The organism is Bacillus cereus group sp. RP32 (assembly GCF_040459735.1).
Lineage (GTDB): Bacteria > Bacillota > Bacilli > Bacillales > Bacillaceae_G > Bacillus_A > Bacillus_A wiedmannii.
In genome coordinates this window covers 3111548-3137965 of record NZ_JARVHO010000001.1, presented here as the reverse complement: position 1 = coordinate 3137965, position 26418 = coordinate 3111548, and the positions used below count along the sequence as shown (strand labels likewise).

Genomic DNA, 26418 nt, shown 5'->3' with positions numbered 1-26418 from the left:
TGTAAGAAGGAGAGACTTTAATTGAAAAAGTCTCTCCTTCTATTTTATCCTACTTTAATGGTAGAAAGACTGATTTAAGTTTTATCTTATTTCTTAAGAGACTTTATTTTCTTGTAATTGCTTAGCGTATTGTACAGCCTTAAATGCATTGACTCTACCGTTTTTCCAGTACGTACCTGTACCACTAATTTTATCAGACGTTGATTCAATAATTTGGCGGATTTGTGTATTGCTATATCCTTGATTTGCTAAAAGAGCAGCGACTCCTGCAACGTGAGGTGTTGCCATAGATGTCCCACTTAATGATTGATATGTGCTTCCTTTATATGTGGAATATATATTTGAACCTGGTGCTGCAACATCTACCCAGCTACCATAAGTAGAAAATGAAGATTTTCTATCAGATTGATCTGTAGAAGCAACCGCAATTACTTCGCTGTAATAAGCAGGGTAATTAGCTTTTGTATTTCCAGCATTTCCAGCAGCAGCAACAATGACAGAGCCTTTATTCCATGCATATTGAACAGCTTGTTGTAAAGCAGTCCCACCATTTGGAGCACCTAAGCTTAAACTAATTACTTTTGCACCTGAATCAGCAGCTTCCCTAATACCTTGCGCTACAGCATCAAGAGTACCACTTCCTTGATTATCTAATACGCGGACAGCATAAATTGAAGTTTGTGGGGCAACACCAGCAATTCCAACACTATTATTCGTAAGTGCTCCAGTAATCCCAGCGCAATGCGTACCATGACCATTACCATCATCTGATGTATTGTCGTTGTCAACATAATCATGCCCGTTGATTACTTTAGAAGCTAAATCAGGGTGTGAACCTTGAACTCCTGTATCAATAATAGCTACTTTTACACCAGGATCACTTCGTTGACTATCCCAAGCTTGTGGAGCTTGAATCTTTTGCAATCCATATTGATTTTTAAAATATGGGTCGTTTGGAGTCCAAAAGGCGTGAACGTAATAATTTGGTTCTGCATATTCCACATCTGGATTATTTTTATAACTTTTTATTTTTTCTTTAACAGTACCTTTTGAAAATTGAATGACTTCAAAACCTAACTTATCATCTTTAGATAAAACGTTAGCACCAACAGATTTATGAAAAGATTGGACATTACTTAAAGAGGTATTTTGTTTGAACTTAACGATTAATTGGTTAGGGACGTAATCAGTAGATGATGTTTCAGCACTTGAATTATTTGTGTTAAAAAAGAAACCACCGATAATAAATGATAAAGCAGATAGGAAAACAATGATTTTGTTTTTCAAAAGATTTTTCCTCCCTTTTCTTGGATGAGTTTTTCGGCGACACTTTAATGTCGCATTCCTTTTCAACTATATAGTTAGACCATACGATTTATGTCATTTATGTGAAAAATTTTTAGTGGAATAAAAAAGGGAAAGATCGATATAAATATATTTTTAATGACATTTACTGAGTTAGAAAACGAAAAAAGGAATGCTCATTATGTATGAGTCATTCCTTTTTTTAGATTAACTTGCCTGTTTTTTATGACTTTCTTTCAATTTCTCTGCTTGTAAAAAGCGATTCGTTTCAGTAACAACAATACCACTTAACCCAATAAGGCCAATTAAGTTTGGAATCGCCATAAGTCCATTTGCAATATCAGCAAATGTCCATACGATACCTAGTTTTAAATTAGCACCTATAGCAATCATGACGATAAAGATTGCTTTATAATATTTAACAGCACCTTCTCCAAATAAATAAGCCACGCATTTCTCGCCGTAATATGACCATCCTAAAATAGTAGAGTAGGCAAATAATATAATTGCAATACCAAGAATCATACTACCAGCAGTGCCAAATACAGATTGGAACGCAAGTGTTGTCGCTTCAACGCCAGTTTTACCTGATTTCCATGCACCTGTAGTAATTAATACTAGCCCTGTAATTGTACATACAATAAACGTATCTAGAAAAGTACCAGTCATAGAAACTAAAGCTTGCTTTGCAGGTGAATCAGTTTTTGCGGCAGCTGCTGCAATCGGGGCACTCCCTAAACCAGCTTCGTTCGCAAATACACCGCGCGCCATTCCAATTTGAATTGCAGATGCAATTGTTGCGCCAATAAAACCACCAGCAGCTGCAGTCCCATTGAATGCGCCAGAAAAAATAAGTGAGAATGCTTCTGGAATTTGATCGTAGTGATAGAAAATAATAATAAGCCCAGCAATGATATAAAAGAAAGCTTTAATAGGAACGATATATCCTGTCACTTTCCCGATTTTTTTCACACCGCCTAAAATAACAATGGCGATTAAAAACGACATAAATATACCAGTTAAAGCAGGAGGGAAAGAGAAATTAATTCGCATTGCCTCTGCAACTGAGTTAGATTGCACCATATTACCGATACCGAAAGAAGCAGTTGTGCCGAATATAGCGAATAAAACAGCAAGCCATTTCTTACCTAAACCACGTTCTAAATAGTACATTGGTCCACCTGAATATTCACCATTTTCATTACTAACACGGTATTTCACCGCAAGAATTGCTTCGGCATACTTTGTTGCCATACCGAACAAAGCAGTAATCCACATCCAAAAGATTGCACCGGGTCCACCGATCGTTACAGCAGTTGCAACACCGGCTATATTCCCCATACCAATCGTTGCCGCCATAGCTGTCATAAGTGCTTGGAAGTGGCTAATATCTCCAGAGGAAGATGTATCTTCTGATTTTTTAAAAGCTAGTTTGTGAGCGTATAATAGTTTACTAAACTGTAAACCTTTTAAACGCACGGTGAGAATGATACCAGTACCAACGAGTAACAACAACGTTGGTAATCCCCACACATAGTGATTGATTTGTTCTAATACTGTACTTACTGTCTCCATCTGTATTCTCCTTTTTATGAAAAAATAAAAACCACTTCAAGTAAATGAAATGGTCTCTGGAGAAACAAGGGATAGAAAAATAAACCGATAAAAATCGGCATTTTCTTTCGCTTGTCTCTGTCCTTTTACCTGAGAGATTATCCGCTATAGTAGCGGATTTGCTCCTTCGGTGCTCTTTTTCCTCCGCGCTATATAAAAGCGAGAGGGAGTCTCTCCAGAGATTCGTCCCCATGCAGTTCTACTTGTAAACAAGACCTGAGAGTTTCAAAGTTGGTTTAACAACTTTTTGCCCCGTCGGTAGATCAATAGACCTTCTCCTGAATGGTTCATCCGAATTATAAAATTTATAAAAACATTGATTGTAAATCAATAAAAATATTATAGACAGACAAAATATAAATTGCAATCTTTTTTTATTTTAAAATAGTAGCCAGTTTTATTTTTTTGCAAGTCCTAATTTAACTTCAACTTCATTTAACGTAGATAAAGCGAGGACAATATGTTGGTCCGCAAGTCCTAAAGCATGTTTAGTATTTTCAATTGTTTCATTGGATGGAGTAGAGTTATTTGCTCCGTCTATAATTAAATCTGCTGCGTTTTTCATAAATTTAGAAGCAGTCTTAAATTCAGTTGTGAAATAAATTAGTTGTTCTTGTATGTGTACTTCCGATATATTTTCTTTAATTTTCACAGTGTCTATTTCATTCATAATTTTTTCATATTGTTTGGAAATAGCAGTCATTGTGACTAATAGTTTATCTCTGTCTACTGAATCTCCGTTCGTGTTAATCTCTTCCCAGGCAGGCAACCAATCTTTTTCGATGATGTCATTATAATTTGTAGTTAATTCATCAATTTTTGGTTGTAATTTAATTTTAAAAGTTTTTGTATCAATTGTTTCTACGGTAGTTTTTTCGTTATAATTTTTATCTTTAGTTGTGTAGAAAATCGTACAGGTAATAATAAAAATAGAAATAACGATTTTCCATTTATTAAAAACTAATTTCTTCAATGGGTAATACCTCCAAAAATAAATATATTTTAATTATAATATATAACAACGATAATGTTAATGATAGAGAATATAGTCGGGAATTGATTTTAATTATATTTTTTATATACATAAATAATCAAGGTTAGTAAAATGATGAAAGTAATATGTGAGAAAAGAGGGTTTTTAGTGAAAATGAATAGAAGAAAACTAGTTTCAAATATTTCAACGACTGTGTTATTAGTTAGTTTATTTACACTTATATATTTAGACAAAGAATCTAAAATTGAAGATTTTCCAGTACCAATGTCAGCAATCCATATTAACGATGATAAGGAAGAGGATTATAAATATATAAGTGTAATGCCCATTACAAAGGCTAGTGGATGGGAGAACTTAGGGGAAAACGGGCATACTGTTAGTTTTAAAAAAGGGGAGCGGAAGGTAACTGTATTACATTATCCAGGAGAAATTACGTATTATGTATTTGAACAAAAGGTGAATAAGGGAGATAAGATAAAGTTGTAATTCGTTAAGGGTTACATCTTTTCTTTTGATTCTGAATTATTTGAAATAAAATCAGATAGATGGTTTGATAGATGTAGTGATAAATATGATTAGTTCTATATGCACATAAAGAGCACTGGAGAGACCATAAAAATATTATGTAAACTAAAAATTGTAAGTGGAAGATCAATTATATCCTAAGGGGAGTTAAAAATGTTACTAAAAACAATCTACTGTAAAGTGGAAGAAGAGAAAAAAGAGTTATTTTCAAAAGCACAAGAAAAATGGCAAGCTATACAGCATCTAGATGGATTTCATGGGCAATTTGGTGGATGGTATGAGGATGAAGCATGTGTATTTACTTTATGGGAAGATAGAAGGGCGTATCAATCATTTATGAATGGTGCTCACGATACCATTTATTTAAATAGTAATCAAGAGGATACGTTTCTTTCATGTGAAATTGAATTGTTTCAAACGTTGTATGATATAACTGATATGCCTTTGAAAGCCGTTGTTATAGATGGGGCATTTGTAAGAGTTGCAATTTGTGATGTAAAACAACAGAGAGAAAAGCAGTTTTTACATAATCAAGAGGAAATTTGGAATAAAGGAATGGAAAAAGCAAAAGGGCTGCTAGCTGGAGTTGTTGGGAAGTCTTTAAAAAATGAAAATTGTTACATAGTGTTAACTTATTGGAAAGATGAAATGGCGCATCAAAATTATGTAGAAGAGATTTTCCCAGAGTTGTATAAACTAGCTAATATTCATGAGGATTTAAAAGATATAAGAGGTAAACAAGCTGTATGTAAGGAAGAGTGGCTTGTATATTAAGTGTACAAAACGTGCATAAATGAATGTATAATAAAGATATTTTCTTATAAACGAGTAATTAATAGAAGACGTTATATACCCTTTCATGTTAATATATTTAAGTTATAATAGAAGGCTTACCCTTTTGTATTGTACGGTAGAAGCAGTGTGAGCTTGAATTTTTTTGAAAAGGATGTGCCTAATTTGCGTATCAATAAATTTATTAGTGAAGCTGGAAAAGCGTCTCGACGTGGAGCAGATAAACTAATTAATGAGAGAAGAGTAATTATTAACGGTAAGGTTGCAAAAATTGGTGACCAAGTAAATCCAGGTGATGATGTACGTGTAAATGGAGAGCAACTTCGTATTGCTCGAGATCACGTATATATCGCTTTAAATAAACCAGTAGGTATTACATGTACGAGTGAAAAAGCTGTAAAAGGTAATATTATCGATTTAGTGAATCATCCATTACGAATTAGTCACATTGGACGTCTTGATAAAGACTCAGACGGTTTAATTTTATTAACGAATGATGGTGATATTGTTAATGAAATTTTACGTGCTGAAAACAAACATGAAAAAGAATATATCGTTTCAGTAGATAAGCCAATTACACCTGATTTTCTAGAGAAAATGGCAGCTGGTGTGAAAATTTTAGGAACGAAAACGCTTCCTTGTGAAGTAACACAGTTATCAAAATATGAATTCCAAATTATTTTAACTCAAGGGTTGAATCGTCAAATTCGTCGTATGTGTGAAGCTTTAGGTTATCAAGTATACACGTTAAAGCGTACAAGAATTATGAATATAGAATTAAATAATTTACCTGTTGGACAGTGGAGAGATTTATCGAAGAAAGAGAAACGACGTCTATTTTCAGACTTAAATTACGAACCACAAGATTGGTAAAATTGAGAAGAGGAAACCAAAAATCTATTTTTGGTTTCTTTTTTTATTAAATAAAAAATCATTTTTAAACACTTGCAAAAATAAAATGAATAAGATATAGTAAATAACAATTAATGGATGTATTTTTAAAAGCAAAGAAAAGGACACGAGTTATTTTATCCGGTTATACAGAGAAGGAAGGAAAGCTGAGAACTTCCTAACGCAGAAAAATAACTTACCACCTTAGAGCTGCACTAGGGAAATTCAGTATCTAGTGCCGTGTAAGCGACGTTATCGCAAAAGAAGCCATTATGTTTTTTGTGATGGGAATCTGGGTGGAACCACGAATATAAGCATATTCGTCCCTAATTTTTAGGGATGAATATGCTTTTTTGCATTCAATTTTATAATAAGCGAAGAAAAGGACACGAGTTATTTTCCCCGGTTATACAGAGAAGGAAGGAAAGCTGAGAACTTCCTAACGCAGAAAAATAACTTACCACCTTAGAGCTGCACTAGGGAAATTCAGTATCTAGTGCCGTGTAAACGACGTTACCGTAAAAGAAGCCATTGTATGTTTACGATGGGAATCTGGGTGGAACCACGGGTAAAAGCACGCTCGTCCCTATTTTAGGGATGAGTGTGCTTTTTATTATGAAATGGAGAGATGAAAAATGAAAGAACAGATGATTGAAATTAAATTTCCAGATGGTAGCGTTAAAGAATATGTAAAAGGAATTACTTTGGAAGAAATTGCTGGATCCATTAGCAGTAGTTTGAAAAAGAAAGCAGTCGCGGGGAAAGTTAATAATCAGTTATATGATTTACGCCGAAATATTGAAGAAAACGCGGAAGTAGAAATCGTTACTTTAGATTCAAATGAAGGGGTAGAAATTGCAAGACATTCTGCGGCACATATTTTAGCGCAAGCTGTAAAGCGAATGTATGGTAATGTAAACCTTGGTGTAGGACCGGTTATTGAAAATGGATTTTATTATGATATGGATCTTCCGAATAGTGTAAACATAGAAGATTTACCGGAAATCGAAAAAGAAATGAAAAAGATTATAAATGAAAATGTAAAAATAGAACGAGTTGAGGTTTCGCGAGAAGAGGCAAAAAAACTGTTTCAAGAAATGAATGATCACCTGAAATTAGAATTGTTAGAAGCAATTCCTAGTGGGGAAAGTGTAACACTATATAAACAAGGTGAATTTGTAGACTTATGTAGAGGACCACATTTACCGTCAACAGGCTATTTGAAAGCCTTCCAATTAACTCACGTTTCTGGTGCATATTGGCGAGGTGATAGTAACAATCAAGTGCTTCAGCGTATATATGGTGTTGCGTTCTCTTCTCAAAAAGAATTAGAAGAGTATTTACATTTCGTTGAAGAAGCAGCAAAAAGAAATCATCGTAAATTAGGTAGTGAGCTGGAGTTATTTATGTTTTCTGAAGAGGCTCCGGGAATGCCATTTTATTTACCGAAAGGACAAATTATTCGTAATGAATTAGAAGCATTTTTAAGAGAAATTCAAAAAGAGTATAAGTATCAAGAAGTACGTACTCCGTTTATGATGAACCAAGAATTATGGGAGAAATCAGGACACTGGGGACATTACAAAGACAACATGTATTTCTCTGAAGTAGACAATAAAAGTTTTGCATTAAAACCAATGAACTGCCCAGGGCATATGTTAATGTTCAAAAATAAATTACACTCTTATCGCGAATTGCCAATTCGTATGTGTGAGTTCGGTCAAGTACACCGACACGAATTTAGCGGGGCATTAAATGGATTATTAAGAGTACGTACTTTCTGCCAAGATGATGCTCATTTATTTGTAACTCCAGAACAAATTGAAGATGAAATTAAATCCGTAATGGCGCAAATTGATTACGTTTATAAAACTTTTGGATTCGAATATGAGGTAGAGCTTTCTACTCGTCCAGAAGATTCAATGGGTGATGATAAGTTGTGGGAGCAAGCAGAAGAGGCATTAGAAAATGTATTACATTCATTGAATTATAAATATAGACTAAATGAAGGTGACGGTGCATTTTACGGGCCGAAAATCGACTTCCATATTAAAGATGCTTTAAATAGAAGTCATCAGTGCGGAACAATCCAACTAGATTTCCAAATGCCAGAGAAGTTTGATTTAAATTATATAGATGAGAAGAATGAAAAGAGAAGACCAGTTGTCATTCACAGAGCAGTTTTAGGATCTTTAGACCGTTTTTTAGCGATATTAATTGAGCACTTTGGAGGCGCCTTCCCGGCATGGGTGGCACCAGTTCAAGTGAAGGTCATTCCAGTTTCGAATGCAGTCCATGTACAATACGCGGATGAGATTGCGGATAAATTAGCACAAGCTGGCATTCGTGTTGAAAGAGATGTACGAGATGAAAAGTTAGGATATAAAATAAGAGAAGCACAAATGCAAAAAGTTCCTTATGTTCTTGTTATTGGGGATAAGGAAATGGAGAACGGATCTGTAAATGTACGTAAATACGGTGAAGACCAGTCAGAAGTTATTGAACTAAATGGGTTTGTGGAGAGTATAAAAGAGGAAATAAAAAACAAGAAATAGAGATTGATAATAAAATACACCATTAACATGTATTACTGAATTTAAACTCATTAAAGAACCATAATAAATGATGAAGGGATAGCTTAATCGCTATCCCTTCATCATTTATTGCCATATACTTCACTTCATACCGTTAAATCATTTTCTGATTTTATATTAATGGCTTCTTGTAAGAGCTTTTGGAGAACTGCAGCAAAAACAGCAATCACGATAGAGGAGAAAATAATGATCAATCCAATTGGTATAAAACTTGGAGGATCAATTTTTTTTGCCATAAGATAGTAAAGTGGCATACCTAGTATGTATATGGTACCGATAGTGAGGGCACAGTATTTTATATTTTTTAAAGCCTTTACTGATAATACCGAGAACGCTTTGTTCTTATCAATATAACTTAAAAGTTTAAAAACTTGATACAGAGCGAAGTAAAAAGGTATCGTCGCTACGTACATATCGATTAAAACGAGAGATTTCATATAAGCAATAGCTGGATACATTTCTCCAGCGAAATTCCCGATTTTAGGAACTAAAAATATGCACAATGCAAGTACTACTATTCCTATAAAAACAATAGCTAGTTTCAAAAAGAGTGTTGTAACTTGTTTCATAAAAAGCACCTCGTTTATTTAATGACAACATGATTTTATCATATAATTTATTGTTTTAAAATAAAATTATATTGTTTTTTAACTTATTATTATTGTTATTTATGTATCCTATTAATTTTGATGAAAATAAAAAGCCTTTTTCATTACAAAGAAAATTCCCTTATAAAGTGGTCTGTAATATTTTTACCTTACAAAAATGTAAGGTAAATGTAAGCGAAATCGAAGGAACGAGTTTTAGAAAAGTGAGAATATGAAGTAGGAAAAAGGTTCATGTTCCCCGTGCAACTCTTTTTTGTTTGAAAAATTTAAAAACTCTTAAGGATTTACATGAGAAAAAGATAAGAAATATGTGAGAAATTAATTTTATACAAAAGGGATGGAGTGAAGGAGATGTCAACAAACGTAGTTACTGTAGAAAGTGTAGAAAAAACGTATGGGAAAAGAAATGAGAATCAGTCAAAAGCGTTAAGGGGCGTGTCATTAAGTATTAAAGAAGGGGAATTCGTCGGGATTATGGGTCCTTCTGGATCTGGCAAAACAACACTACTTAATGTGATTAGTACATTGGATCAAGCGACAGGAGGCAGTGTGACAATAGCTGGCACAAATATTACTTCGATGAAGGGGAATGCATTATCAGATTTTCGATCTCAAAAATTAGGGTTCATCTTTCAAGATTTTAACTTACTAGAAAACTTATCAATTTATGAAAATATCGCTTTACCACTTTCATTGCAAGGCGTACCTTCAAGTGAGATTACTGGAAAGGTGAATGAGGTTGCGAAGAAATTAGGGATTACTGAAATTTTAACGAAATATCCAACTGCTGTTTCTGGGGGACAAAAACAAAGAACAGCGGCAGCACGAGCTTTAGTACATAATCCAGCAATCGTATTAGCAGATGAACCGACAGGAGCGCTTGATAGTAAAAATGCAAAAAGCTTATTAGAAGCGATGCAAGATTTACATGAAAATCACAATGTAAGTATTTTGATGGTTACACACGATGCATTTAGTGCGAGTTATTGTGAGCGTATTTTATTTATTCAAGATGGTCTTCTGTATAAAGAGTTAAAGCGTCAAGGAACGCGAGAAAATTTCTATCAAGACATTTTAGGTGTGCTCGCTCATATGGGCTCAGCTGCTGAGTCTAAGTAGGGGGCGAGACTATGTTATTCAAATTATCACGTCATAGTATGAAAAAGATGTTAAAAGATTATATGGTTTTACTTATTGGTCTCGTTATTAGTATTAGTATTTTCTACATGTTCCAAACGATGGCGATGAATAGTGAATTTACGAAAGATAATAGTCTTATTAGTAGTATTAGACTCGTATTCTGGGTAGGTGCCATACTATTATCTTTCATTACTGTATTTTATATTATATATGCCAATTCTTTCTTACTCACATTAAGAAGAAAAGAACTTGGTATGTACATGATGCTCGGTGCGAAAAAGAAAAAAGTAGCACAGCTATTATTTATTGAAACATTCGGTATGGGTATTGTCAGTATTATTATCGGGATCTTAGTAGGTATGTTACTTGCAAGTGTAGCAGGAAACTTTTTAATGAATGGTATGGAAATTTCAGCAAAAGGTAGTTATTCATCTGTATATACACCAGCAATCTTAGTTACAGCTATTTTCTTCTTAATACTATTTTTTATTACTGGTTTAATGAATAGCATCCGTTTATTACGTAAAACAGAATTAGAATTAATACGTGAAGATGAAACACTAGATGAAGTGAAGAAAAGTAAAACTCGCATTATTATAATGACTGTACTTGGTGTATTACTAGTAAGTACAGGATATTATTTTATGGTAAATATAAAAATGTTTGCTGAACTTGGTTTTATAATAGCGACAATCGTTACAACACTCGGAACATATTTTATCTTTAGTTCATTGCTTCCATTTTTTGTGATGAAAATTAAAGGGAATAAAAAACGAAATGAAACGGGCTTAAATAGTTTTACATATGCACAGCTACGCTTTAGAGTAAATAGTTTATCGAGAGTATTAGGTACTGTAGCGATGTTAATTGCATTAGGCGCAGGTGCGATGACGGCAGGGATGGCATTTCAAAGAAATGTAGGTATTATGACAGACTTCTCACGAGTATATGATGTTGTAATTCATAATCCAAATGATCAAGATAAAGCGGCATTAAAAGAAATGGAAATTGTGGAAGAAAGCAAGTATAAATATAAAGTAGATGGAGAAGCGGTTTATTATTTACGTAATGACTTAACTGCGAAACCACCACTTGTTTCTGATCACTTTGATACAAAAACTTTAAAAGAGCCAGCTCGAAAACGTGTGGCTGAACCTTTAACTGAACCTGTTTATTCTGCTTTGGAAGCTCCCGAAGCAGCCAATAAACTTCCTCGTATGCCGAGGGATTGGGAAGATGCGGTTGTAAGAGAAATACAAATTACACATAATCAATTTAACGGAAAACCTGTAAGAATTGCTGATGAAGAACACTACAAAGCAGTTCAAGGAACGGAACATAGTGTAACATTAGCAAAAGTAGATGATATGAAAAAATATAAACCGTTGTTGCTCGATATAGATAAGAGACAAAAAGAACAAATTGAAAAAACAACAGGTACAAAAGTAGACTTATTTACAAAAATGACAATTTATCAGTTTATGAACAGTTTCATGAGTGGAACAATGTTTATGGGATTTTTCCTCGGAATTGCCTTTTTAGCAATGATGGCAAGTTCGCTAATGTTCAAAATATTAACAGGTGCTTCTCGTGACGTACGCCGTTATGAAATGTTACGAAAAATTGGTGTGAGACGTAGTATGTTAACGAAAAGTATTTATAAAGAAATTTCATATTTATTTATCTTCCCAGCGATTATTGGAATTTCCCACGTGTTAGTAGGGCTGAACTTATTCAGTTTTATATTAGTTGACCCGTTTGTAAAGGTGTGGGTGCCGATTGGGATTTTCTTAGTCATATATTTCATCTATTACTGGATTACTGTCCAACTTTATAAAGGTATGGTAATGCCGAAAGAAGAAGTAGCGAAATAGTTAAAGGAAAAAGTCTTTGTTTTGAAAACAAGGGCTTTTTTCTTTATTTCTAATACATTGTGATCGAGTCATTCTATGAATTTTATATTGAAAATTAAGAAAAAATTAAGAGTTTATATAGCGGAAAGTTAAGAAGTGTATGGGATATTAAGAATGTGCAAAAGATCAAGGTGAAATTGGAAAGTATAATTGTTGTACATTTATATTTTTTTGAGGTAGTTTTACAGAACTAAATTGATATTTTTATAAATTTAAAAGAAAGGAAATTACTTATGAAGAAGATAAAAAAATTAATAAAACTTATTGGTTCCATCACTATACTATTATTAATTGTAGCATTAATATTTCCTACATGGACCTCGCAAATAAAAGGACAAAACAGTATAAGTACATTAGAGAAAGTAGAGATAAATGGAAGTGATCATGAAATGATGATACGCGGCAAAGATAAGAACAATCCGGTCATTATTTTTGTGCATGGTGGACCAGGTACTTCAGAAATACCGTATGCTCAAAAATACCAAGACTTATTGGAAGAGAGATTCACAGTTGTTAATTACGATCAAAGAGCGAGCGGGAAGTCGTATCATTTCTTGGAAGATTATTCGAATCTTACATCAGAACTTCTTGTAGAAGATTTATTAGCTTTGACAGATTATGTTTCAAAACGTCTAGGTAAAGAAAAAGTAATATTGGTTGGTCATTCTTACGGTACATATATTGGAATGCAAGCTGCCAATAAAGCCCCTGAAAAATATGAAGCTTATGTTGGCATTGGGCAAATGAGTGATACAGTAGAAAGTGAAATGGATAGTTTAAACTATGTGATTGAACGGGCACAAAATGCTCGGAATACAGATGAGGTTTCCTATTTAAATGGGTTGACTGAAAAAATTAAAAATGGTGATACATACACTCCGAGAAATTATGTTGCGAAATATGGTGGAACATCAAGGCTCATTGAAAACCCAGATGGTGATAACATCGGAATGTTACTCAGTAATGAATATAACTTGTTAGACGTAATTCGTTATAACGTTGGATTATCACATTCTCAAACGGTCTTATTAGAAAAGGATTTAAAGAATCCATTGCCTACTAAGGTGACTAAAATGAAGCTACCGTTTTATTTCCTTATGGGGAAATATGATTATAACACTTCATTACATGCGGCAAAAACATTTTTTAATACGATTGAAGCAGAGAAAAAAGAATTTATTACTTTTGAAAAATCCGCGCATTATCCGCAATTTGAAGAGAAGGAAAAGTTTTATGAGTGGATGTGTGATACATTTGTAAAATAAATAAAGTGTATCCGAACTATAGAGAATTAAAAAAGTTAGCGAGATATATCATTACAAAAAGCGAAGTTAAATAAAAAAGACTCTTGTAAAAAAACAAGAGTCTTTTTTATAATGTTCTCTATACAGAAGGAAAAGATTTGATAATAGTCGAAAAATATAATATAACCTCCAAGAAATGACTAGAATAATAAAATTTTGTCGCGAGAAAGGATACGAAGTATGAAAGAAATGCTACAGTTATTTCGCAACAAAGTGTATGCACGTTTTTTTCTAGCAAATATTTTAGAGCGACTCGGTTCTATGATTGCTGGAGTTTCTTTAATGTTTTATTTGCTAGATCAGTACGGAAAACAACCAGTTTACGCAACGATGACACAAATTATGATTGCATTACCTGCATTAATCTTTTTTCTACTAGTAGGGACAGTAGTGGATCGTTTTGATAGACAGCGTATTTGTACGGTAAGTAACATATGTTGCTCGCTCTGTAATATCGGAATCCTAATTTCGCTTTATTACGGGATGATTATACTTGTTTTTATATTTTTATTTTTGGAAAATGCATGTATACAATTTTTCTCCCCATCAGAACAGTCGATGATACAGGGAGTAGTTGAATCCGACCAATACGGTGAAGCAGCAGGGATTAATCAAATGGTAAATAGTTTGTATGCTTTATTTGGTGTAGGAATTGCAACGATGGTGTACTGGACTTTTGGAATATACGGGAGTATTTTAGTGAATACGCTCACTTTTATTATGAGTGGTATTTTGATTCAAACAATCTCCATTCCAGAAAAAGTTCGTTTGCCAAATGGTCGAACAAAATGGAAAGAAGTTAATTTGAAGATGTTAATAACAGAGTTTCAAGAAGGGATCAAGTATATATATCAAAATGATACTTTAAAAAAATTACTTCTAGGATTTATAGTTTTTGGATTATTGAATGGTGTTTTAAGTGTATCCACAACTTACATATTAAAATACAAATTAGCACCAGCAACGTATGAAAGTTTAGCGATAGTAGGCGGTGTAGTTGGAGGGATTTCATTACTAATTGGAAGTATAATAGCAACAAGTGTAGGTAAGCAATATGCACCCAAACCTATTATAGTATTTGGTATGGCGGGCTCAGGGGTCTTTTTCGGTATGTGTTACTTTGTAAACTACGTATGGTCTTTTTATGTATGTATTGCTTTTGCGACTTTCTTTTTACCGTTTATTAATGTTGCAATAATGGGCTGGATGTATGAAATTGTAGAAGAGTCATTCATGGGACGCGTTCAAAGTTTACTTAGTCCATTAACGACAGGATTCCAGCTGTTATCTCTCGGTGCGATAGCGATGTTGTTCCCGAAATGGATTCGTGCAGATACGTTGTTTATTATTTTATTTGGTTTATTATTTTTTGTTACGTGTTTATATCAAGCCATTTTACCTAGTGGGAAGAAACGGGTGCAAGGTATAGCTGAAGAGATGTAATATATCTGGTTTCTGTTTTCCGAATATTCTATCGGATAGTAAGGAGAAATCGTTATGTTGATGCGAATTGTTAAATGGTGTGGGGTTACTTGTTTACAACTAGTAGCTGCTATTTTATGCATAATCTGCCTAGGTGCACTGCCACGTTTATTTAAGGGATTGCAAATTGATTTAATTGGTTTTTGGAACACGATTGTATTTCTTGGAGGGAAGTTACTTCAACCGGGTGAAATAACATATGGATTTCGGGACTCAAGAAAATTATTTCCGCAAATATGGATTCATTATATTGAAACGATGATTGTATTTCTCTCAGCGTTTTTACTATCTTTGCTTATAGCGTATGTACTTGTCGTTTGGGTATTGCAGCGTTCTCATATGAAGCAGAAAATGTGGAACGGGATTTTTCTTACGCTTGAGAGTATACCAGATATATTACTTATTTTATTATCACAACTTCTTGTCGTAATTCTTTTTCAAAAAACAGGATTTATGCCGGTCAAACTAGGTGGATTAGGGGAAGAAAGGATACGTTTGTTACCAATTATATGTCTCACAATACCAACAACTTTATTGTTTATTAAACTGTTGTTATTACGATTTAAAGAAGAGTTAGAGAAAGATTATAGTTTGTTTGCCAAGAGTAAAGGATTAAGCTTACAGTATATTTTGACACATCATATTTCAAGAAATGTTTTATTAACGACAATTTATTATGCGAAAACAAATATTTTATTTATACTTTCCAATTTATATATTATTGAATGGATATTTAATACATATGGTATGTTTGTTTTTGTAAAAGAAAATTCTAAATTAGAAATATTTACAGTGAGTCTAGTTATATTATATGTACCGCTTTTTATACTATTTCGTATATTACATACACTCTTACAAAATATGATAAAGGAGCGTGTGTAACATGTGGCAAGTTGTAAAAAGAGATGTGAGATTTTGGATAGGTATTACTTTTTTGAGTGTACTAATGATTGTTAGTATTGGATATACGTTGTTTTTTGATGGGAATATTCGTGAACTTACGATGATGTATAACGAAAAAGGAGAACTAGAGGCAGCTCCATTTTCACCATCAAGTAAATTTTGGTTCGGAAGTGATGAGAAAGGACACGACCTTGTTCAATTAATAATAGAAGGAGCGAAATGGACAGTTGGAGCGAGTATAATTATAGCGATTTTACGAGTTATAGTTGGAGGGGGAATTGGTTTACTTCTTGGTATGTATGGTAAACGTTCTTTCCCAGTTATTTCATCCTTTTTTGATCCTTTTAGCATTGTACCGATGGTTATGATTTCTTATTTTATGCTAAATGAAGTTTTAACGTTTGACAGTGGAGCGGAAGTTGTGCCGTTGTATTTGCGTGTGGCATTTCAAATTATAGTTCTTGTATGTCTTGCTGTACCAACAGTGATGTTGTATGTAGCGCCGTATTAAGAAAGAAGAATTTATTTTGGCAGCCACTGTGCTAGGCGGGAGTAAGTGGCATAGGTTGAAGCACCATATATGGCCGCATATGTTACCACCATTTCTTTTATTAGTAGCTCAACAATTTGTGAGTACTTTATTGCTTCTTTTACACCTTGGTTTGTTGCAATTATTTTTTGGTGGGACAATCATCTTCAGTGGGATGGATCCAGATAGTGTAACAAAAGAATGGACTGGCCTAATTGGTCAAAACTTCCGTCATTTAACTACACATACATGGATTGTACTTATACCAATTGCTTTTTATAGTATGACAATTTTAGCGGGAAATCTAGTTAGTAATAGTATGCAAGATGCGATTAAACTAGGAAATGTAAGGACACCTAAGAACAAGGATAAAGAAATGAAGGAAGAGATACAAGTACAACATACTGTGAATGATTTTTCTTTCTATAGAGATACAAAAATAAAGTGAGATAGCTGAAGACAAATTGTTTTCAGCTATCTTTTTTGCTTAATTTAGTGATGTCCAGCTAATAGAGTAAACACTATTATTAGGAAAAAACCACTAGTAGCCCACATTAAAAATGTAAGGAAAGAGAGCTGTTTCTTTGCCTTCCAAAGCATTTCATGAATTGTGACATAGCCAAGGGAACCGATAGCACTTCCCATAATGAGTCCTTGTAAATGTAGAGCTTTTCCTTCCATCAAAATGCCAAAAATAGTACCTGTACCGAGGATAAGAGAAAGTAATAAAGTTGTTAATAAAAAGGAAATATATTTATGCTTTGTAAAGAGGAAGGGGATGATTAATGCTAAGCCTTCAGGAATATGGTGAATTACAATCGCAAGTAAGAAAGGAATGGCAGAATCATTATGATTTATAAATGCTGTACCTAATGCAAAGCCACTCGGCAAATTATGAATAAATATAGCAAAAGAAAGAAAAAGGAAAGTTTGCCATGCTTGTTGATCTTTTTTATGTATCATTGGATGATGACAATAGTTATCTAATAAGCTCATAACTAAAATACCGATAGCTATACCGAGTATAGGCCCAATTATTTCAAAGCTTGAAAATGTTTCAGGAATTATTTCAAGGGATAAAAGCCCAAGCAAAATCCCTCCACATAATGCGTATAAACGATGCATTTTTTCTTCAATTAGCTGGCGCGTAGCAATGCCAACAGCACCGCCTAATAGTAATCCACCGAATGAAAAAAACGTAACAATCATTGGAATCCATATTCGTTCCATAGTATCACACTCCGATTCTTCCACTTATTTTTAGCTTACGAAAAGGAAAGTTAGATTAGTCCAAGTAATTGTGTTTGATTATAGAGAAAAAACTAATAATTCGTTATAATTTATATATTAAATTTAAATGGAAATATGAAATGGGGAATAAGTTTGCAAACAAAGTGGAGTCTATCTGAATATGAAAATCCAAAACGATATGATATAGAAAATAAAAGTTTGTCAGATTTTCCGTTCTTACTATCATGGGCACAAAAACTAAGTATACAAAATGATTGGATTCTAGATGTTGCCTGCGGAACAGGAAGGGTTACGATTCCCTTTATAGAGAACGGATATCAAATGATTGGTGTAGATATACATGAAGGTATGCTTGCTGAAGCGAAGGGAAAATCTATGGAGTGTAAAAAATTAAAATGGCTACAACAAGACTGCTTACAATTGAAGATTGAAGAAACAATTCCGTTAGCATTTATGGTTGGTCATGGATTTCAACACTTTCTTACGAATACAGATCAAAATAAGTTATTAACATCTATTCATCATGTGTTAGCTGATAATGGTATATTCATATTCGATACACGTTTTCCGTCAAAAGAAGAATTAATACAACCATCTACAGAAGAATATTGGACAACTATTAGTGATGAAAAGGAAAGAAAATGCGATCTATATACTGAAATGACATACGATTCAATTCAGCAAATACAGCATTACATAACAACAAGAAGGTTTTATGAGGGTGATGTGCGAGTAGAAGAACTGAAAACAACGATTGACCTTCGCTATACGTATCCACAGGAGTTAGAAAGATTATTAGTAGTGAATGGTTTTGAATTATTACATATATATAATGATTGGGAAGGAAATGAGTTAGGGGAAGACTGCTATTCTATGGTAGTAGTTTGTCGGAAGAAAAAATAGTGTTATTTTTAAAATATGAGTGTGAAAAGCTTTTAAGGAGAGAAAAAGATGACTTGGTACTTAGATAATGTTTATGAAATAAATAAAGAAGCGCCCTATACATTCTATCTTCCTAGCTCAGAAGTTTTGGAGAAATTAAAGGTTGGAGATTTGGTAAAGTTAATTTTTGTAACTAAAATCGAAGACAAAGATGGGTTTCATGGTGAACGAATGTGGGTGGAAATCACTGAAAGAAATGAGAAAAAGTTTGTAGGGGAACTGATCAATGATCCATATCGTTTAGATTTAAAAATAGGTGATAAAATTTCATTTGGAATTGAAAATATATGTGATACGGAATATAATGATCCAGCTTCAAAAGATTGGGATTTTTATTTTGATACGAAGGTAATTGTTAGTGATGATGTACTTGAAAAAAGAGAATTTAACTTTATGCTTAAAGAGGGTTCAAGAGAAGAAGGTGACTCTGGTTGGTCAATATTGAGTGGCTATGAAAGTGATGACTATGTCAATAATCCTAAAAACTTTCAAATTATTTCAATTGGAGTCATTTTGAATATGGATGATTCTATTTTAAACTTTCTTGAAGAACCACCTTTATGTGCATATGAAAGAAATGATGAAGGTAGATTCTATAAAATTGAAGACTATGATTGGGATGCTTATTTAAATGGATAGATGAAGTTACTATGTTCTAAAGAAAGTGATATATATTATTTCATACTATGTGCTGGATAAAGGTTTTAGAGATAATAATTGAAGAGAATAGTAATAAATGGAGGGGTTTGTAATGCAGCAAATTCAAAAAATAGGAAAATCATTTTGGTATATGACACCTGTTTCTGAAACAGATAGACCTATATTAGGAATGGTCGTTGGACAAGAAAAAACTTTAATGATTGATGCAGGGAATTCAGAAGAACATGCACAATTATTTTTAGAAATGCTAAAAGAACAGAATGTATCAAGTCCTGATTTCGTAGCATTAACGCATTGGCACTGGGATCATATTTTTGGGTTGCCTGTACTACAAGATGCATTAACTATTGCGCATGCAGAAACGAAGAAAGAAATGCAGCCACTAGTATCTTATGAATGGACAGATGAAGCGTTGGACGCACGCGTAAAAGAGGGTACTGAAATTGCATTTTGTGCAGATTGCATTAAAAAAGAGTTTGAAGAAAAAGCGAGAAATATTAAAATTATTCCTCCGACCTTAACGTTCCAGGATCAAATTGAATTAGACCTTGGTGAAGTGACATGCGTGTTAAAACATGTCGGCGGAGATCATGCACATGATTCAGTTGTTATTTACGTGAAAGAAGAAAAGATTTTATTTTTAGGAGACTGTATATATGCAGATATCTTCTCTTCAAAGTGGAACTATTCGATGAAACGAACGTTTAAATTAATAGAAGAGTTGGAGGCATTTGATGCTGAAACTTATATTCTTTCTCATGGGACAGCTATAAGTCGGGATGAGTTTTTACAAGAAATGCATTTGTTAAAAACAGTAGGAACTTATACAGAAATTCATAAAGGCGATGAAGAAAACATAAAGACAGCGTATAAACGAGACGTAAATAGAGAATTAAATGAAGATGAATTAGAAACAATTACGTTTTTTGTAAATGGTTATGAAATGAATAATCAGTAAGACACTAAACTAATCAAATATAATTAAACTGCATAAAAAGAGTATTGAAAGTTAATTCAATACTCTTTTCAATAGTTAAATATGTAGTTTCAAACAAATTCTACATATGGGGTTTATCGTCTGAAATAATGCCATTCTATTTATTTTTCATATAGATAGTGGTTCAAGTGGAAGCTTTCTTCGCTAATTCAGTTATATAGTTAAAAAATCCATTGTGGTTTACATCATATACTACATTTACAGGTCGTCCGTCAACAGTTTCCACTGTACGCCCCTGGCTAGGTCCATATGTATGAATAATACTATTAATTGTTTGTAATTTTGCAAGGTCAGATTTCCCGATAAAGGCAGCAGTTAATACATCCCACAAATAGTAAGTAGAGTTAGTTGAGAAATGAACGAGGGGAGGAACCATTGCATAGCATTGACCAAGAAAATCAACACCAATATATTTACGCTCTTTTGCCCAACTTTCACGTATGTCTATAGTTAATGGAACTTGGTTTGTACTTTCTAGCGTTACTAAGTTGATTTTAATTTTTGATTCCCACACACGAGCTACTGCTTCAGGATCCCAAAACGAATTCCACTCAGCCGTTCCATCATGTTCTGGTTCATGTACATTGCCGGCAGTACGAAATGTTCCTCCCATCCAAACAAGGCGCTCAATTTTCCCCTCGATTACAGGTGCTTCATATAGTGCACGCGCTAAATCGGTAAGAGGCCCTGTAAATAATAAAGTTGTTTTCTCTACAGTTTGTAGAAGCGTTTCAATTAAATGATGATGTGCAGGTTTTTCTACTACTGGTGTAACAACTTTTCCAGACTCATTTAAAATTGGTAAAGCATCTACATAAAATGCATGCATTCGCCAGTCTTTTGGAAATGGATGTTTTGCACGGGAATTTGATGCGGCTACTTCAATATTCCCATTGCCGAAGCGATCAATAATTTTGCGACTTGCAGACATTGCTGGTTCTAAATAGCTATCTGCAGGGATAACTGAAACACCTGTAAGCTTGACATTATCCATCTGAAGTAATAAAAATAGTGAAATTAAATCATCTATACCACCATCATGATTAAAGTACACTTTTTTTATCATTGTAATCTCCACCCTATATGATTTAGTTAGGAATTAAATATAAACTTCGGAAAAATCATCAATAATTTCCATCACTTCAATTTGTCCATTGATTAGTAACTCAGGAAGTTCATTACTGACGTTTCCTTTCCAGTAATCTCTAGCTTGTTCAATTTTTTGAGAGAAAGGAATACCGTCTTCTTTCGGTAAAAGATTTCCGTCACCTTCAAAACAATGTCCAATTACTCGTAGTTTAACAATCTGCAAAACTTCTCGATTGTAAGAATCAAATAATGCTTTCCATTTCAAAGCATCTTCATAGCTCCTTGCAGCATATAAACAAGACAATCTTGACGGATAATCAGGATATTCTTGTAGCCTAACCATCTCCACAATTGTTTCTCTAACGGCTCTAATTGTTTGATCCATATAATCCATAACCACTGTAGCATTTTCATTCTTTATATGTAATTCTTCATTTGCATAATGTTCTTTTAAAATTTGCATTGCATCTTTACCGTTAGAATTTAAATGTTCTCTTTCAAAAAAGAAATGAAATAGGGTATTCTTTTGATTTTTATCGAAATGTATGATTTGTCCAATCTTCATTTTTTTCCTTGTAACGATGTGGTATGCGTAAAACTCTTGTTCATACATGGTTATCCTCCTAGTAGTAATGTAATTCAATGATACATTTAGTAATTCAACATTGAAATATATAAAACCTTTATAAGTAAAAGTGCGAATTTGAGCAGAAAGGAAAGAAAAAATGATAGCGTTTTAAATTTGTTCACAAAATGTTCACTTACGAAGAGGTTTCCATAATCGATATAATGACAAAGACTTAAACAGAAAGGATGATAGAAATTGCCAACAACAAGAAAGGAAAACCTCCAGTTTGGTATGATGATGTGCCTTGGGATGGTTATCGTAATGACGTTTTACAATTTATTAATGAATGGATCAGGAGGGCCAATTCATATTAAGGAGATTGCATTAGAACTATTAATTGGATTTATTATTGCGCTATTAATTGAAATAAGTATTGTTGGGCCTTGTGCGAAAAAAATTGTATTCATGCTACCGTTTGATAAATCAAAGAAAATAAATATTATTATTGCAATGGCGACAGCAATGGTAATCGGAATGGTGTTCTTTATGTCATTTTTTGGAATGATTATGATGCATTTACATGGTGGGCTACAAGGGGACTCATTTGTTTCAATATATTTTTCAATTTTTATTAAAAATTTTATTATGGCTTATCCATTACAATTAATTATTATGGGGCCACTTGTGCGTTTCTTATTTGGAAAGTTTGTTATGAAAAATAAACCTGTTAATATAGCGTAGTTATAAATATTAAAATATTATATACCGATAAAACAATAAAAAACACATCTCAAATATTTTGAGTTGTGTTTTTTATTGTTCATTTGTAGCTATTTTCATACTGATGTGACATTTGTCCTTTTGCCTTTATAGGATTATAGCTTTTAATTAAGTCAGAAATAGAAGATTAGGAGATGATTTTTTGAAAGGCGTTGTATTTGCTATTTTAGCTGGCGTATTTATTACACTTCAAGGTACATTTAATGCAAAACTTAGTTCACATATCGGTATATGGTCGACAAGTATTATTACGCATTTAATTGGATTCATTATTGCAACAACAATATTTTTGTTAAAGAAAGAAGAGAAAATAGCGGATTTAAAGGATGTGAAAAAAATATATTTAGTAGCTGGTGCACTTGGCGTATTAATTATTTGTGCAGAAACAGTAGCGATACATGCAATGGGAGTTACATTAACAGCTGGAACACTTATGGTTGCTCAATTATTAACAGCAACTTTAATTGAAATGAAGGGGTTATTTCAAATAAAAAAGATACAGATGGAGAGATATCATATTGTGGGAACAATAGTAATGATTATAGGTATTGTTGTATTTAATATGTAAATGAAAGGAGGAAATGAAAATGGAGAATAGATCAGATTTAATTATCCATTATTTGAAAACTAATAAAATGCTTGAAATTTTTTCAGAGATAGATACAGCTTATTTTCAAGTAAATCATTTTGATAAAGGTAAGTTTATATGCAATATAGATGACGAAATGGATCGTTTATATTTTGTTGTTAAAGGTAAAGTAAAAGTTTATACGATTACACCAGAGGGAAAGAAACTGATCCTTCGTTTTATCAATCCATTGGCGGTTGTTGGTGATATTGAATTAATACAAAATAGCAAAGCGCATAATGTCGTTGAAGCTTGTTCAGATGTTATAGCCATCTCTATTTCTCATGCTGTAATTAGAAATAAGTTATTACATGATCCTATATTTATGAACTTCTTGCTTGAAAACATTGCAAACACATTAAAAATATCGACTCGTTTTACAGCACTTAATTTACTTTATCCAGTAGAAATACGTGTAGCTAGTTATTTACTTTCTATTTCTACTGATAGTAACGGGAATATGTATAAAAAAGATTTGGATGCAACTTCGATATCAAGTATTGCGGATTTTATAGGAGTAAGTTATCGGCACGTAATTCGGGTGTTACAAAAATTTTATAAAGAAAAATTAATTGAAAAGAGAAATGGAGTTATTGTAATTAAAGACTTTTTTAAAATGAAGGAAGTTGCTAAAGATAATATTTATGAGTAATGAAAGGGAGAGGAAGATTTTGATTGGATTTACTTTAGCTATATTAGCAGGAATATTAATTAGCTTACAATCTGTTTTTAATACGAAAGTGAATGAAAATGTAGGGCAGTGGTTAACAACTACATGTGTTCTTGGAATAGGTCTTATAAGTTCAGTGCTATTTTATATCATTACAGAGAAAAGTATAAGCGTTAATTTTTACACTACAAATTATTTGTTTTATGTAAGTGGGTTGTTTGGTATCGGATTAATTATTTGTATAATGGGTGCAATAAAGAGCTTAGGTCCAGCATATACGGTGCTCATTAGTCTCATAACTCAATTAGTAGTTGCGTTATGCATTGATACATTTGGATTATTTGTAATGGAGAGTATTCCATTACAAATAAATAAATTAGTTGGTATAGGTCTATTAATTATAGGGATAGGAATTTTTAAAAATCTTTTTTCGAATAAGAAAGATATTAATATAAATGAGGATAGAGCTTAAATAAATTACAGGGAGAGTTGTAAATGATTAGAGAAGTAGTAGTGAATGCTCTTTTTGTGAAGATGTTACATTTATTTGAGGAAATCGTCAGTTAACAATTAGCATAGTTGAAAAACAAGTAAAGAAGCCATAGATAAATTGTGATCTTTTATATAGCACTTATTATTTTGAAGTTATGTGCACTATCGTAGTAGGAGAAGTGCCTATAAAGTAGGGTATGATTAAAATTAAATATTACCTAGTATATTTAACTAATGAATACAATGTCTTTTTCAGTTATTATGTTGTAAATAATTTTATGGTAAAATCTTTAACATAATGAAATAAAGGGGTAATATTCTATGGGTTATTTCTCAAATAGTTTATTAGTTTTGTTTGTCCTGATCGTCTGTAGCTGTATGGTTTTTGGTTAATAATATAATGATGGATGTATATAAAAGAAGTTAACTGAGGATAGATTAACTTCTTTTTATTTTAAGTTGAGAAGGAATAATATTGTTCTTATGGAAGTTTGTATAAATTAATTTCATAGTAAAGACAATTTTATGAAATAAAAACAAACGAGAAAATAAGGAGTATTTACATGAATAATAGTATAAATTACACAATTAAACACCCAACAAATTTCAATGGATTATTAACTGTATATGAATCTTTAGGATGGAATTCTCTTCAATTAACGGTTAACGAATTAGAACAAATGTGTAAACAAAGTTGGTATGCAATATATGCTTTTAAAGAGCAACAATTAATAGGGATGGGGCGTATTATATCAGATGGTGTAATAACTGGTGTTATTTGCGGGGTATGTGTATTACCAGAGTATCAGTCCATTGGAATTGGAAAAGAAATAGTAGAACGATTAATCCAGCACTGTGAACAAAACAAGGTCATTCCTCAACTTATGTGTGTAGAAACATTGCAATCTTACTATGAAACTATCGGATTTGAAGCATTCTCGATTGGGATGACAAAACATATTAAACGATAGCGGTATTAGAAAGGAGAATAAATTTATGGAGATTGCTAACTGTGTGGAAGTATAATCTAATTACTAGTATAAAAATAAATTATAAAAGAGTATGTTTGAAAAAAATTCAAACATACTCTTTTATTAAAGGAAATCTATTTAATATGAATGACCTAATCCGTTCCAATAAAAAGAAACGATTTCTTGTGCTAATTCATCTATACTTACAATAATAGGATTGTGATTTTCATCTTTAAAATTCCCAATTGATAATAAAGATACGAAAGCATGAGCAGCAAATTTAGCGTTTCCTTTAGGGATTTCTCCAAGTTGCATCGCTTTATCGAGTGCTTTTTCTAACACTTCATACATGCTATCTTCAGCATTTTTTAATTCCTTCAATTGTTCTTCAGATAAAGATAGTTTTGCATCTTTCATAAAATTTTTCATATCGATATCCATTGTGGCATGTAAGTAGACTTTAGCAAAGTTTAATAATCTCTCTTCTAAAGTATTGTTTGTAGAGAGTATTTTTGACATATTCTCACGTATACGCACCATCATCTGGATCATAGTAGCGGTAAATAAATCGGCTTTTGTTGAAAAGTAATAGTAGACGGTTGCTTTCGTAACACCACAAACTTTTGCGACCTCACCCATGGAAACGACTTGATAATTTTGAGTAAGAAATAATCGTGTTGCAACTTCTAAAATGGTTTCTTTTGTAGATTTTGTATTTTTATTTTGACGAGGTCTTCCGAGAGGACGTTGTTTTTGTTCCAAATCTATTCGCTCCT

At 32.8% G+C, this 26418-nt stretch carries 25 protein-coding genes, 1 pseudogene, 1 riboswitch and 2 other annotated features; of the genes and pseudogenes, 18 read left to right on the top strand and 8 right to left on the bottom strand.

Annotated features, from left to right (window positions below; genetic code table 11):
* Positions 1-93: 93 nt before the first annotated feature.
* The 3 genes from QCI46_RS16170 to QCI46_RS16160 all read right to left on the bottom strand — a co-directional run bounded on the left by QCI46_RS16170 (position 94) and on the right by QCI46_RS16160 (position 3892).
* Positions 94-1287, bottom strand: coding sequence for a S8 family peptidase (locus tag QCI46_RS16170; RefSeq protein WP_353840876.1), 1194 nt, complete (start codon positions 1285-1287; stop codon positions 94-96).
* A gap of 225 nt (positions 1288-1512) precedes the next feature.
* Positions 1513-2880, bottom strand: coding sequence for an alanine/glycine:cation symporter family protein (locus QCI46_RS16165; RefSeq protein ID WP_131933583.1), 1368 nt, complete (start codon positions 2878-2880; stop codon positions 1513-1515).
* 107 nt (positions 2881-2987) lie between these two features.
* A riboswitch (glycine riboswitch) is annotated at positions 2988-3108 on the bottom strand.
* A 208-nt stretch (positions 3109-3316) separates the two neighbouring features.
* Positions 3317-3892, bottom strand: coding sequence for a hypothetical protein (locus QCI46_RS16160; RefSeq protein WP_353840875.1), 576 nt, complete (start codon positions 3890-3892; stop codon positions 3317-3319).
* Between the two features lie 132 nt (positions 3893-4024).
* Between QCI46_RS16160 and QCI46_RS16155 the strand changes: the two genes are divergently transcribed.
* The 4 genes from QCI46_RS16155 to thrS all read left to right on the top strand — a co-directional run bounded on the left by QCI46_RS16155 (position 4025) and on the right by thrS (position 8676).
* The gene (locus QCI46_RS16155; protein WP_353840874.1) at positions 4025-4399 is read left to right on the top strand and encodes a hypothetical protein; all 375 of its coding nucleotides are present in this window, start codon (positions 4025-4027) and stop codon (positions 4397-4399) included.
* Between the two features lie 192 nt (positions 4400-4591).
* Positions 4592-5212 (top strand): DUF4937 domain-containing protein, encoded by a 621-nt coding sequence (locus QCI46_RS16150; RefSeq protein ID WP_353840873.1) that lies wholly within the window; start codon positions 4592-4594, stop codon positions 5210-5212.
* A 183-nt stretch (positions 5213-5395) separates the two neighbouring features.
* Entirely contained in the window at positions 5396-6103 is a 708-nt protein-coding gene (rluF, locus tag QCI46_RS16145) for a 23S rRNA pseudouridine(2604) synthase RluF (protein WP_001222161.1), read from the top strand.
* Positions 6104-6228: 125 nt separating this feature from the next.
* Positions 6229-6452, top strand: a binding site (T-box leader).
* Between the two features lie 37 nt (positions 6453-6489).
* Positions 6490-6712, top strand: a binding site (T-box leader).
* A gap of 44 nt (positions 6713-6756) precedes the next feature.
* Complete coding sequence (gene thrS, locus QCI46_RS16140; RefSeq protein WP_353840872.1) at positions 6757-8676, top strand: threonine--tRNA ligase; 1920 nt, start codon at positions 6757-6759, stop codon at positions 8674-8676.
* 125 nt (positions 8677-8801) lie between these two features.
* On the opposite strand, the gene QCI46_RS16135 is transcribed toward thrS, so the two are convergent.
* Positions 8802-9284 carry a DUF2975 domain-containing protein gene (locus QCI46_RS16135; protein WP_353840871.1) on the bottom strand — a complete coding sequence of 161 codons (483 nt, stop codon included), beginning with the start codon at positions 9282-9284 and terminating at the stop codon, positions 8802-8804.
* 390 nt (positions 9285-9674) lie between these two features.
* On the opposite strand from QCI46_RS16135, the gene QCI46_RS16130 reads away from it, so the two are divergent.
* The 6 genes and pseudogenes from QCI46_RS16130 to QCI46_RS16105 all read left to right on the top strand — a co-directional run bounded on the left by QCI46_RS16130 (position 9675) and on the right by QCI46_RS16105 (position 17042).
* Positions 9675-10442, top strand: coding sequence for an ABC transporter ATP-binding protein (locus tag QCI46_RS16130; RefSeq protein ID WP_000106429.1), 768 nt, complete (start codon positions 9675-9677; stop codon positions 10440-10442).
* A gap of 11 nt (positions 10443-10453) precedes the next feature.
* Positions 10454-12337 (top strand): FtsX-like permease family protein, encoded by a 1884-nt coding sequence (locus QCI46_RS16125; protein ID WP_353840870.1) that lies wholly within the window; start codon positions 10454-10456, stop codon positions 12335-12337.
* A gap of 272 nt (positions 12338-12609) precedes the next feature.
* Positions 12610-13641 (top strand): alpha/beta fold hydrolase, encoded by a 1032-nt coding sequence (locus QCI46_RS16120; protein ID WP_353840869.1) that lies wholly within the window; start codon positions 12610-12612, stop codon positions 13639-13641.
* Positions 13642-13860: 219 nt separating this feature from the next.
* On the top strand, positions 13861-15123 hold the full coding sequence (locus QCI46_RS16115; protein WP_353840868.1) for an MFS transporter: 1263 nt from the start codon (positions 13861-13863) through the stop codon (positions 15121-15123).
* Positions 15124-15177: 54 nt separating this feature from the next.
* On the top strand, positions 15178-16044 hold the full coding sequence (locus QCI46_RS16110) for an ABC transporter permease subunit (protein WP_353840867.1): 867 nt from the start codon (positions 15178-15180) through the stop codon (positions 16042-16044).
* Position 16045: 1 nt separating this feature from the next.
* Positions 16046-17042, top strand: a pseudogene (locus QCI46_RS16105) (ABC transporter permease subunit).
* A gap of 44 nt (positions 17043-17086) precedes the next feature.
* Here the strand turns inward: QCI46_RS16105 and QCI46_RS16100 are convergent.
* On the bottom strand, positions 17087-17824 hold the full coding sequence (locus tag QCI46_RS16100) for a ZIP family metal transporter (RefSeq protein WP_353840866.1): 738 nt from the start codon (positions 17822-17824) through the stop codon (positions 17087-17089).
* A gap of 135 nt (positions 17825-17959) precedes the next feature.
* Between QCI46_RS16100 and QCI46_RS16095 the strand changes: the two genes are divergently transcribed.
* The 3 genes from QCI46_RS16095 (at position 17960) to QCI46_RS16085 (ending at position 20405) form a co-directional block, all read left to right on the top strand.
* Positions 17960-18748, top strand: coding sequence for a class I SAM-dependent methyltransferase (locus QCI46_RS16095; protein ID WP_353840865.1), 789 nt, complete (start codon positions 17960-17962; stop codon positions 18746-18748).
* A gap of 48 nt (positions 18749-18796) precedes the next feature.
* The gene (locus tag QCI46_RS16090; RefSeq protein ID WP_353840864.1) at positions 18797-19426 is read left to right on the top strand and encodes an immunity protein Imm33 domain-containing protein; all 630 of its coding nucleotides are present in this window, start codon (positions 18797-18799) and stop codon (positions 19424-19426) included.
* A 112-nt stretch (positions 19427-19538) separates the two neighbouring features.
* Entirely contained in the window at positions 19539-20405 is an 867-nt protein-coding gene (locus QCI46_RS16085; protein WP_353840863.1) for an MBL fold metallo-hydrolase, read from the top strand.
* 163 nt (positions 20406-20568) lie between these two features.
* Here QCI46_RS16085 and QCI46_RS16080 read toward each other — a convergent pair whose 3' ends face one another.
* Together QCI46_RS16080 and QCI46_RS16075 are read right to left on the bottom strand one after the other, a co-directional pair.
* Entirely contained in the window at positions 20569-21510 is a 942-nt protein-coding gene (locus QCI46_RS16080; protein WP_353840862.1) for a nucleoside hydrolase, read from the bottom strand.
* A 33-nt stretch (positions 21511-21543) separates the two neighbouring features.
* Positions 21544-22146 (bottom strand): DUF2441 domain-containing protein, encoded by a 603-nt coding sequence (locus tag QCI46_RS16075; RefSeq protein ID WP_353840861.1) that lies wholly within the window; start codon positions 22144-22146, stop codon positions 21544-21546.
* A gap of 210 nt (positions 22147-22356) precedes the next feature.
* Between QCI46_RS16075 and QCI46_RS16070 the strand changes: the two genes are divergently transcribed.
* From QCI46_RS16070 to QCI46_RS16050, 5 genes are all read left to right on the top strand, one after another.
* Positions 22357-22842 (top strand): DUF2798 domain-containing protein, encoded by a 486-nt coding sequence (locus QCI46_RS16070; RefSeq protein ID WP_353840860.1) that lies wholly within the window; start codon positions 22357-22359, stop codon positions 22840-22842.
* Positions 22843-23023: 181 nt separating this feature from the next.
* A complete protein-coding gene (locus QCI46_RS16065; protein WP_353840859.1) occupies positions 23024-23449 on the top strand; it encodes a DMT family transporter in 426 nt (141 codons plus the stop codon).
* Positions 23450-23468: 19 nt separating this feature from the next.
* The gene (locus QCI46_RS16060) at positions 23469-24161 is read left to right on the top strand and encodes a Crp/Fnr family transcriptional regulator (RefSeq protein WP_353840858.1); all 693 of its coding nucleotides are present in this window, start codon (positions 23469-23471) and stop codon (positions 24159-24161) included.
* Positions 24162-24180: 19 nt separating this feature from the next.
* Positions 24181-24651, top strand: a complete 471-nt coding sequence (locus tag QCI46_RS16055; RefSeq protein ID WP_353840857.1) for a DMT family transporter — start codon at positions 24181-24183, stop codon at positions 24649-24651.
* A 583-nt stretch (positions 24652-25234) separates the two neighbouring features.
* Positions 25235-25642 (top strand): GNAT family N-acetyltransferase, encoded by a 408-nt coding sequence (locus tag QCI46_RS16050; protein ID WP_063225014.1) that lies wholly within the window; start codon positions 25235-25237, stop codon positions 25640-25642.
* A gap of 138 nt (positions 25643-25780) precedes the next feature.
* Here QCI46_RS16050 and QCI46_RS16045 read toward each other — a convergent pair whose 3' ends face one another.
* Entirely contained in the window at positions 25781-26410 is a 630-nt protein-coding gene (locus tag QCI46_RS16045; protein WP_353841886.1) for a TetR/AcrR family transcriptional regulator, read from the bottom strand.
* Positions 26411-26418 lie beyond the last annotated feature (8 nt).

What these genes read in the sequence shown, in the direction of transcription:
- QCI46_RS16165 (WP_131933583.1), bottom strand. Translation starts at nt 2,880, where the DNA reads ATGGAGACAGTAAGTACAGTATTAGAACAAATCAATCACTATGTGTGG.
- QCI46_RS16155 (WP_353840874.1), top strand. Translation starts at nt 4,025, where the DNA reads ATGATGAAAGTAATATGTGAGAAAAGAGGGTTTTTAGTGAAAATGAAT.
- QCI46_RS16150 (WP_353840873.1), top strand. Translation starts at nt 4,592, where the DNA reads ATGTTACTAAAAACAATCTACTGTAAAGTGGAAGAAGAGAAAAAAGAG.
- thrS (WP_353840872.1), top strand. Translation starts at nt 6,757, where the DNA reads ATGAAAGAACAGATGATTGAAATTAAATTTCCAGATGGTAGCGTTAAA.
- QCI46_RS16135 (WP_353840871.1), bottom strand. Translation starts at nt 9,284, where the DNA reads ATGAAACAAGTTACAACACTCTTTTTGAAACTAGCTATTGTTTTTATA.
- QCI46_RS16130 (WP_000106429.1), top strand. Translation starts at nt 9,675, where the DNA reads ATGTCAACAAACGTAGTTACTGTAGAAAGTGTAGAAAAAACGTATGGG.
- QCI46_RS16125 (WP_353840870.1), top strand. Translation starts at nt 10,454, where the DNA reads ATGTTATTCAAATTATCACGTCATAGTATGAAAAAGATGTTAAAAGAT.
- QCI46_RS16120 (WP_353840869.1), top strand. Translation starts at nt 12,610, where the DNA reads ATGAAGAAGATAAAAAAATTAATAAAACTTATTGGTTCCATCACTATA.
- QCI46_RS16115 (WP_353840868.1), top strand. Translation starts at nt 13,861, where the DNA reads ATGAAAGAAATGCTACAGTTATTTCGCAACAAAGTGTATGCACGTTTT.
- QCI46_RS16110 (WP_353840867.1), top strand. Translation starts at nt 15,178, where the DNA reads ATGTTGATGCGAATTGTTAAATGGTGTGGGGTTACTTGTTTACAACTA.
- QCI46_RS16100 (WP_353840866.1), bottom strand. Translation starts at nt 17,824, where the DNA reads ATGGAACGAATATGGATTCCAATGATTGTTACGTTTTTTTCATTCGGT.
- QCI46_RS16095 (WP_353840865.1), top strand. Translation starts at nt 17,960, where the DNA reads ATGAAATGGGGAATAAGTTTGCAAACAAAGTGGAGTCTATCTGAATAT.
- QCI46_RS16090 (WP_353840864.1), top strand. Translation starts at nt 18,797, where the DNA reads ATGACTTGGTACTTAGATAATGTTTATGAAATAAATAAAGAAGCGCCC.
- QCI46_RS16085 (WP_353840863.1), top strand. Translation starts at nt 19,539, where the DNA reads ATGCAGCAAATTCAAAAAATAGGAAAATCATTTTGGTATATGACACCT.
- QCI46_RS16080 (WP_353840862.1), bottom strand. Translation starts at nt 21,510, where the DNA reads ATGATAAAAAAAGTGTACTTTAATCATGATGGTGGTATAGATGATTTA.
- QCI46_RS16075 (WP_353840861.1), bottom strand. Translation starts at nt 22,146, where the DNA reads ATGTATGAACAAGAGTTTTACGCATACCACATCGTTACAAGGAAAAAA.
- QCI46_RS16060 (WP_353840858.1), top strand. Translation starts at nt 23,469, where the DNA reads ATGGAGAATAGATCAGATTTAATTATCCATTATTTGAAAACTAATAAA.
- QCI46_RS16050 (WP_063225014.1), top strand. Translation starts at nt 25,235, where the DNA reads ATGAATAATAGTATAAATTACACAATTAAACACCCAACAAATTTCAAT.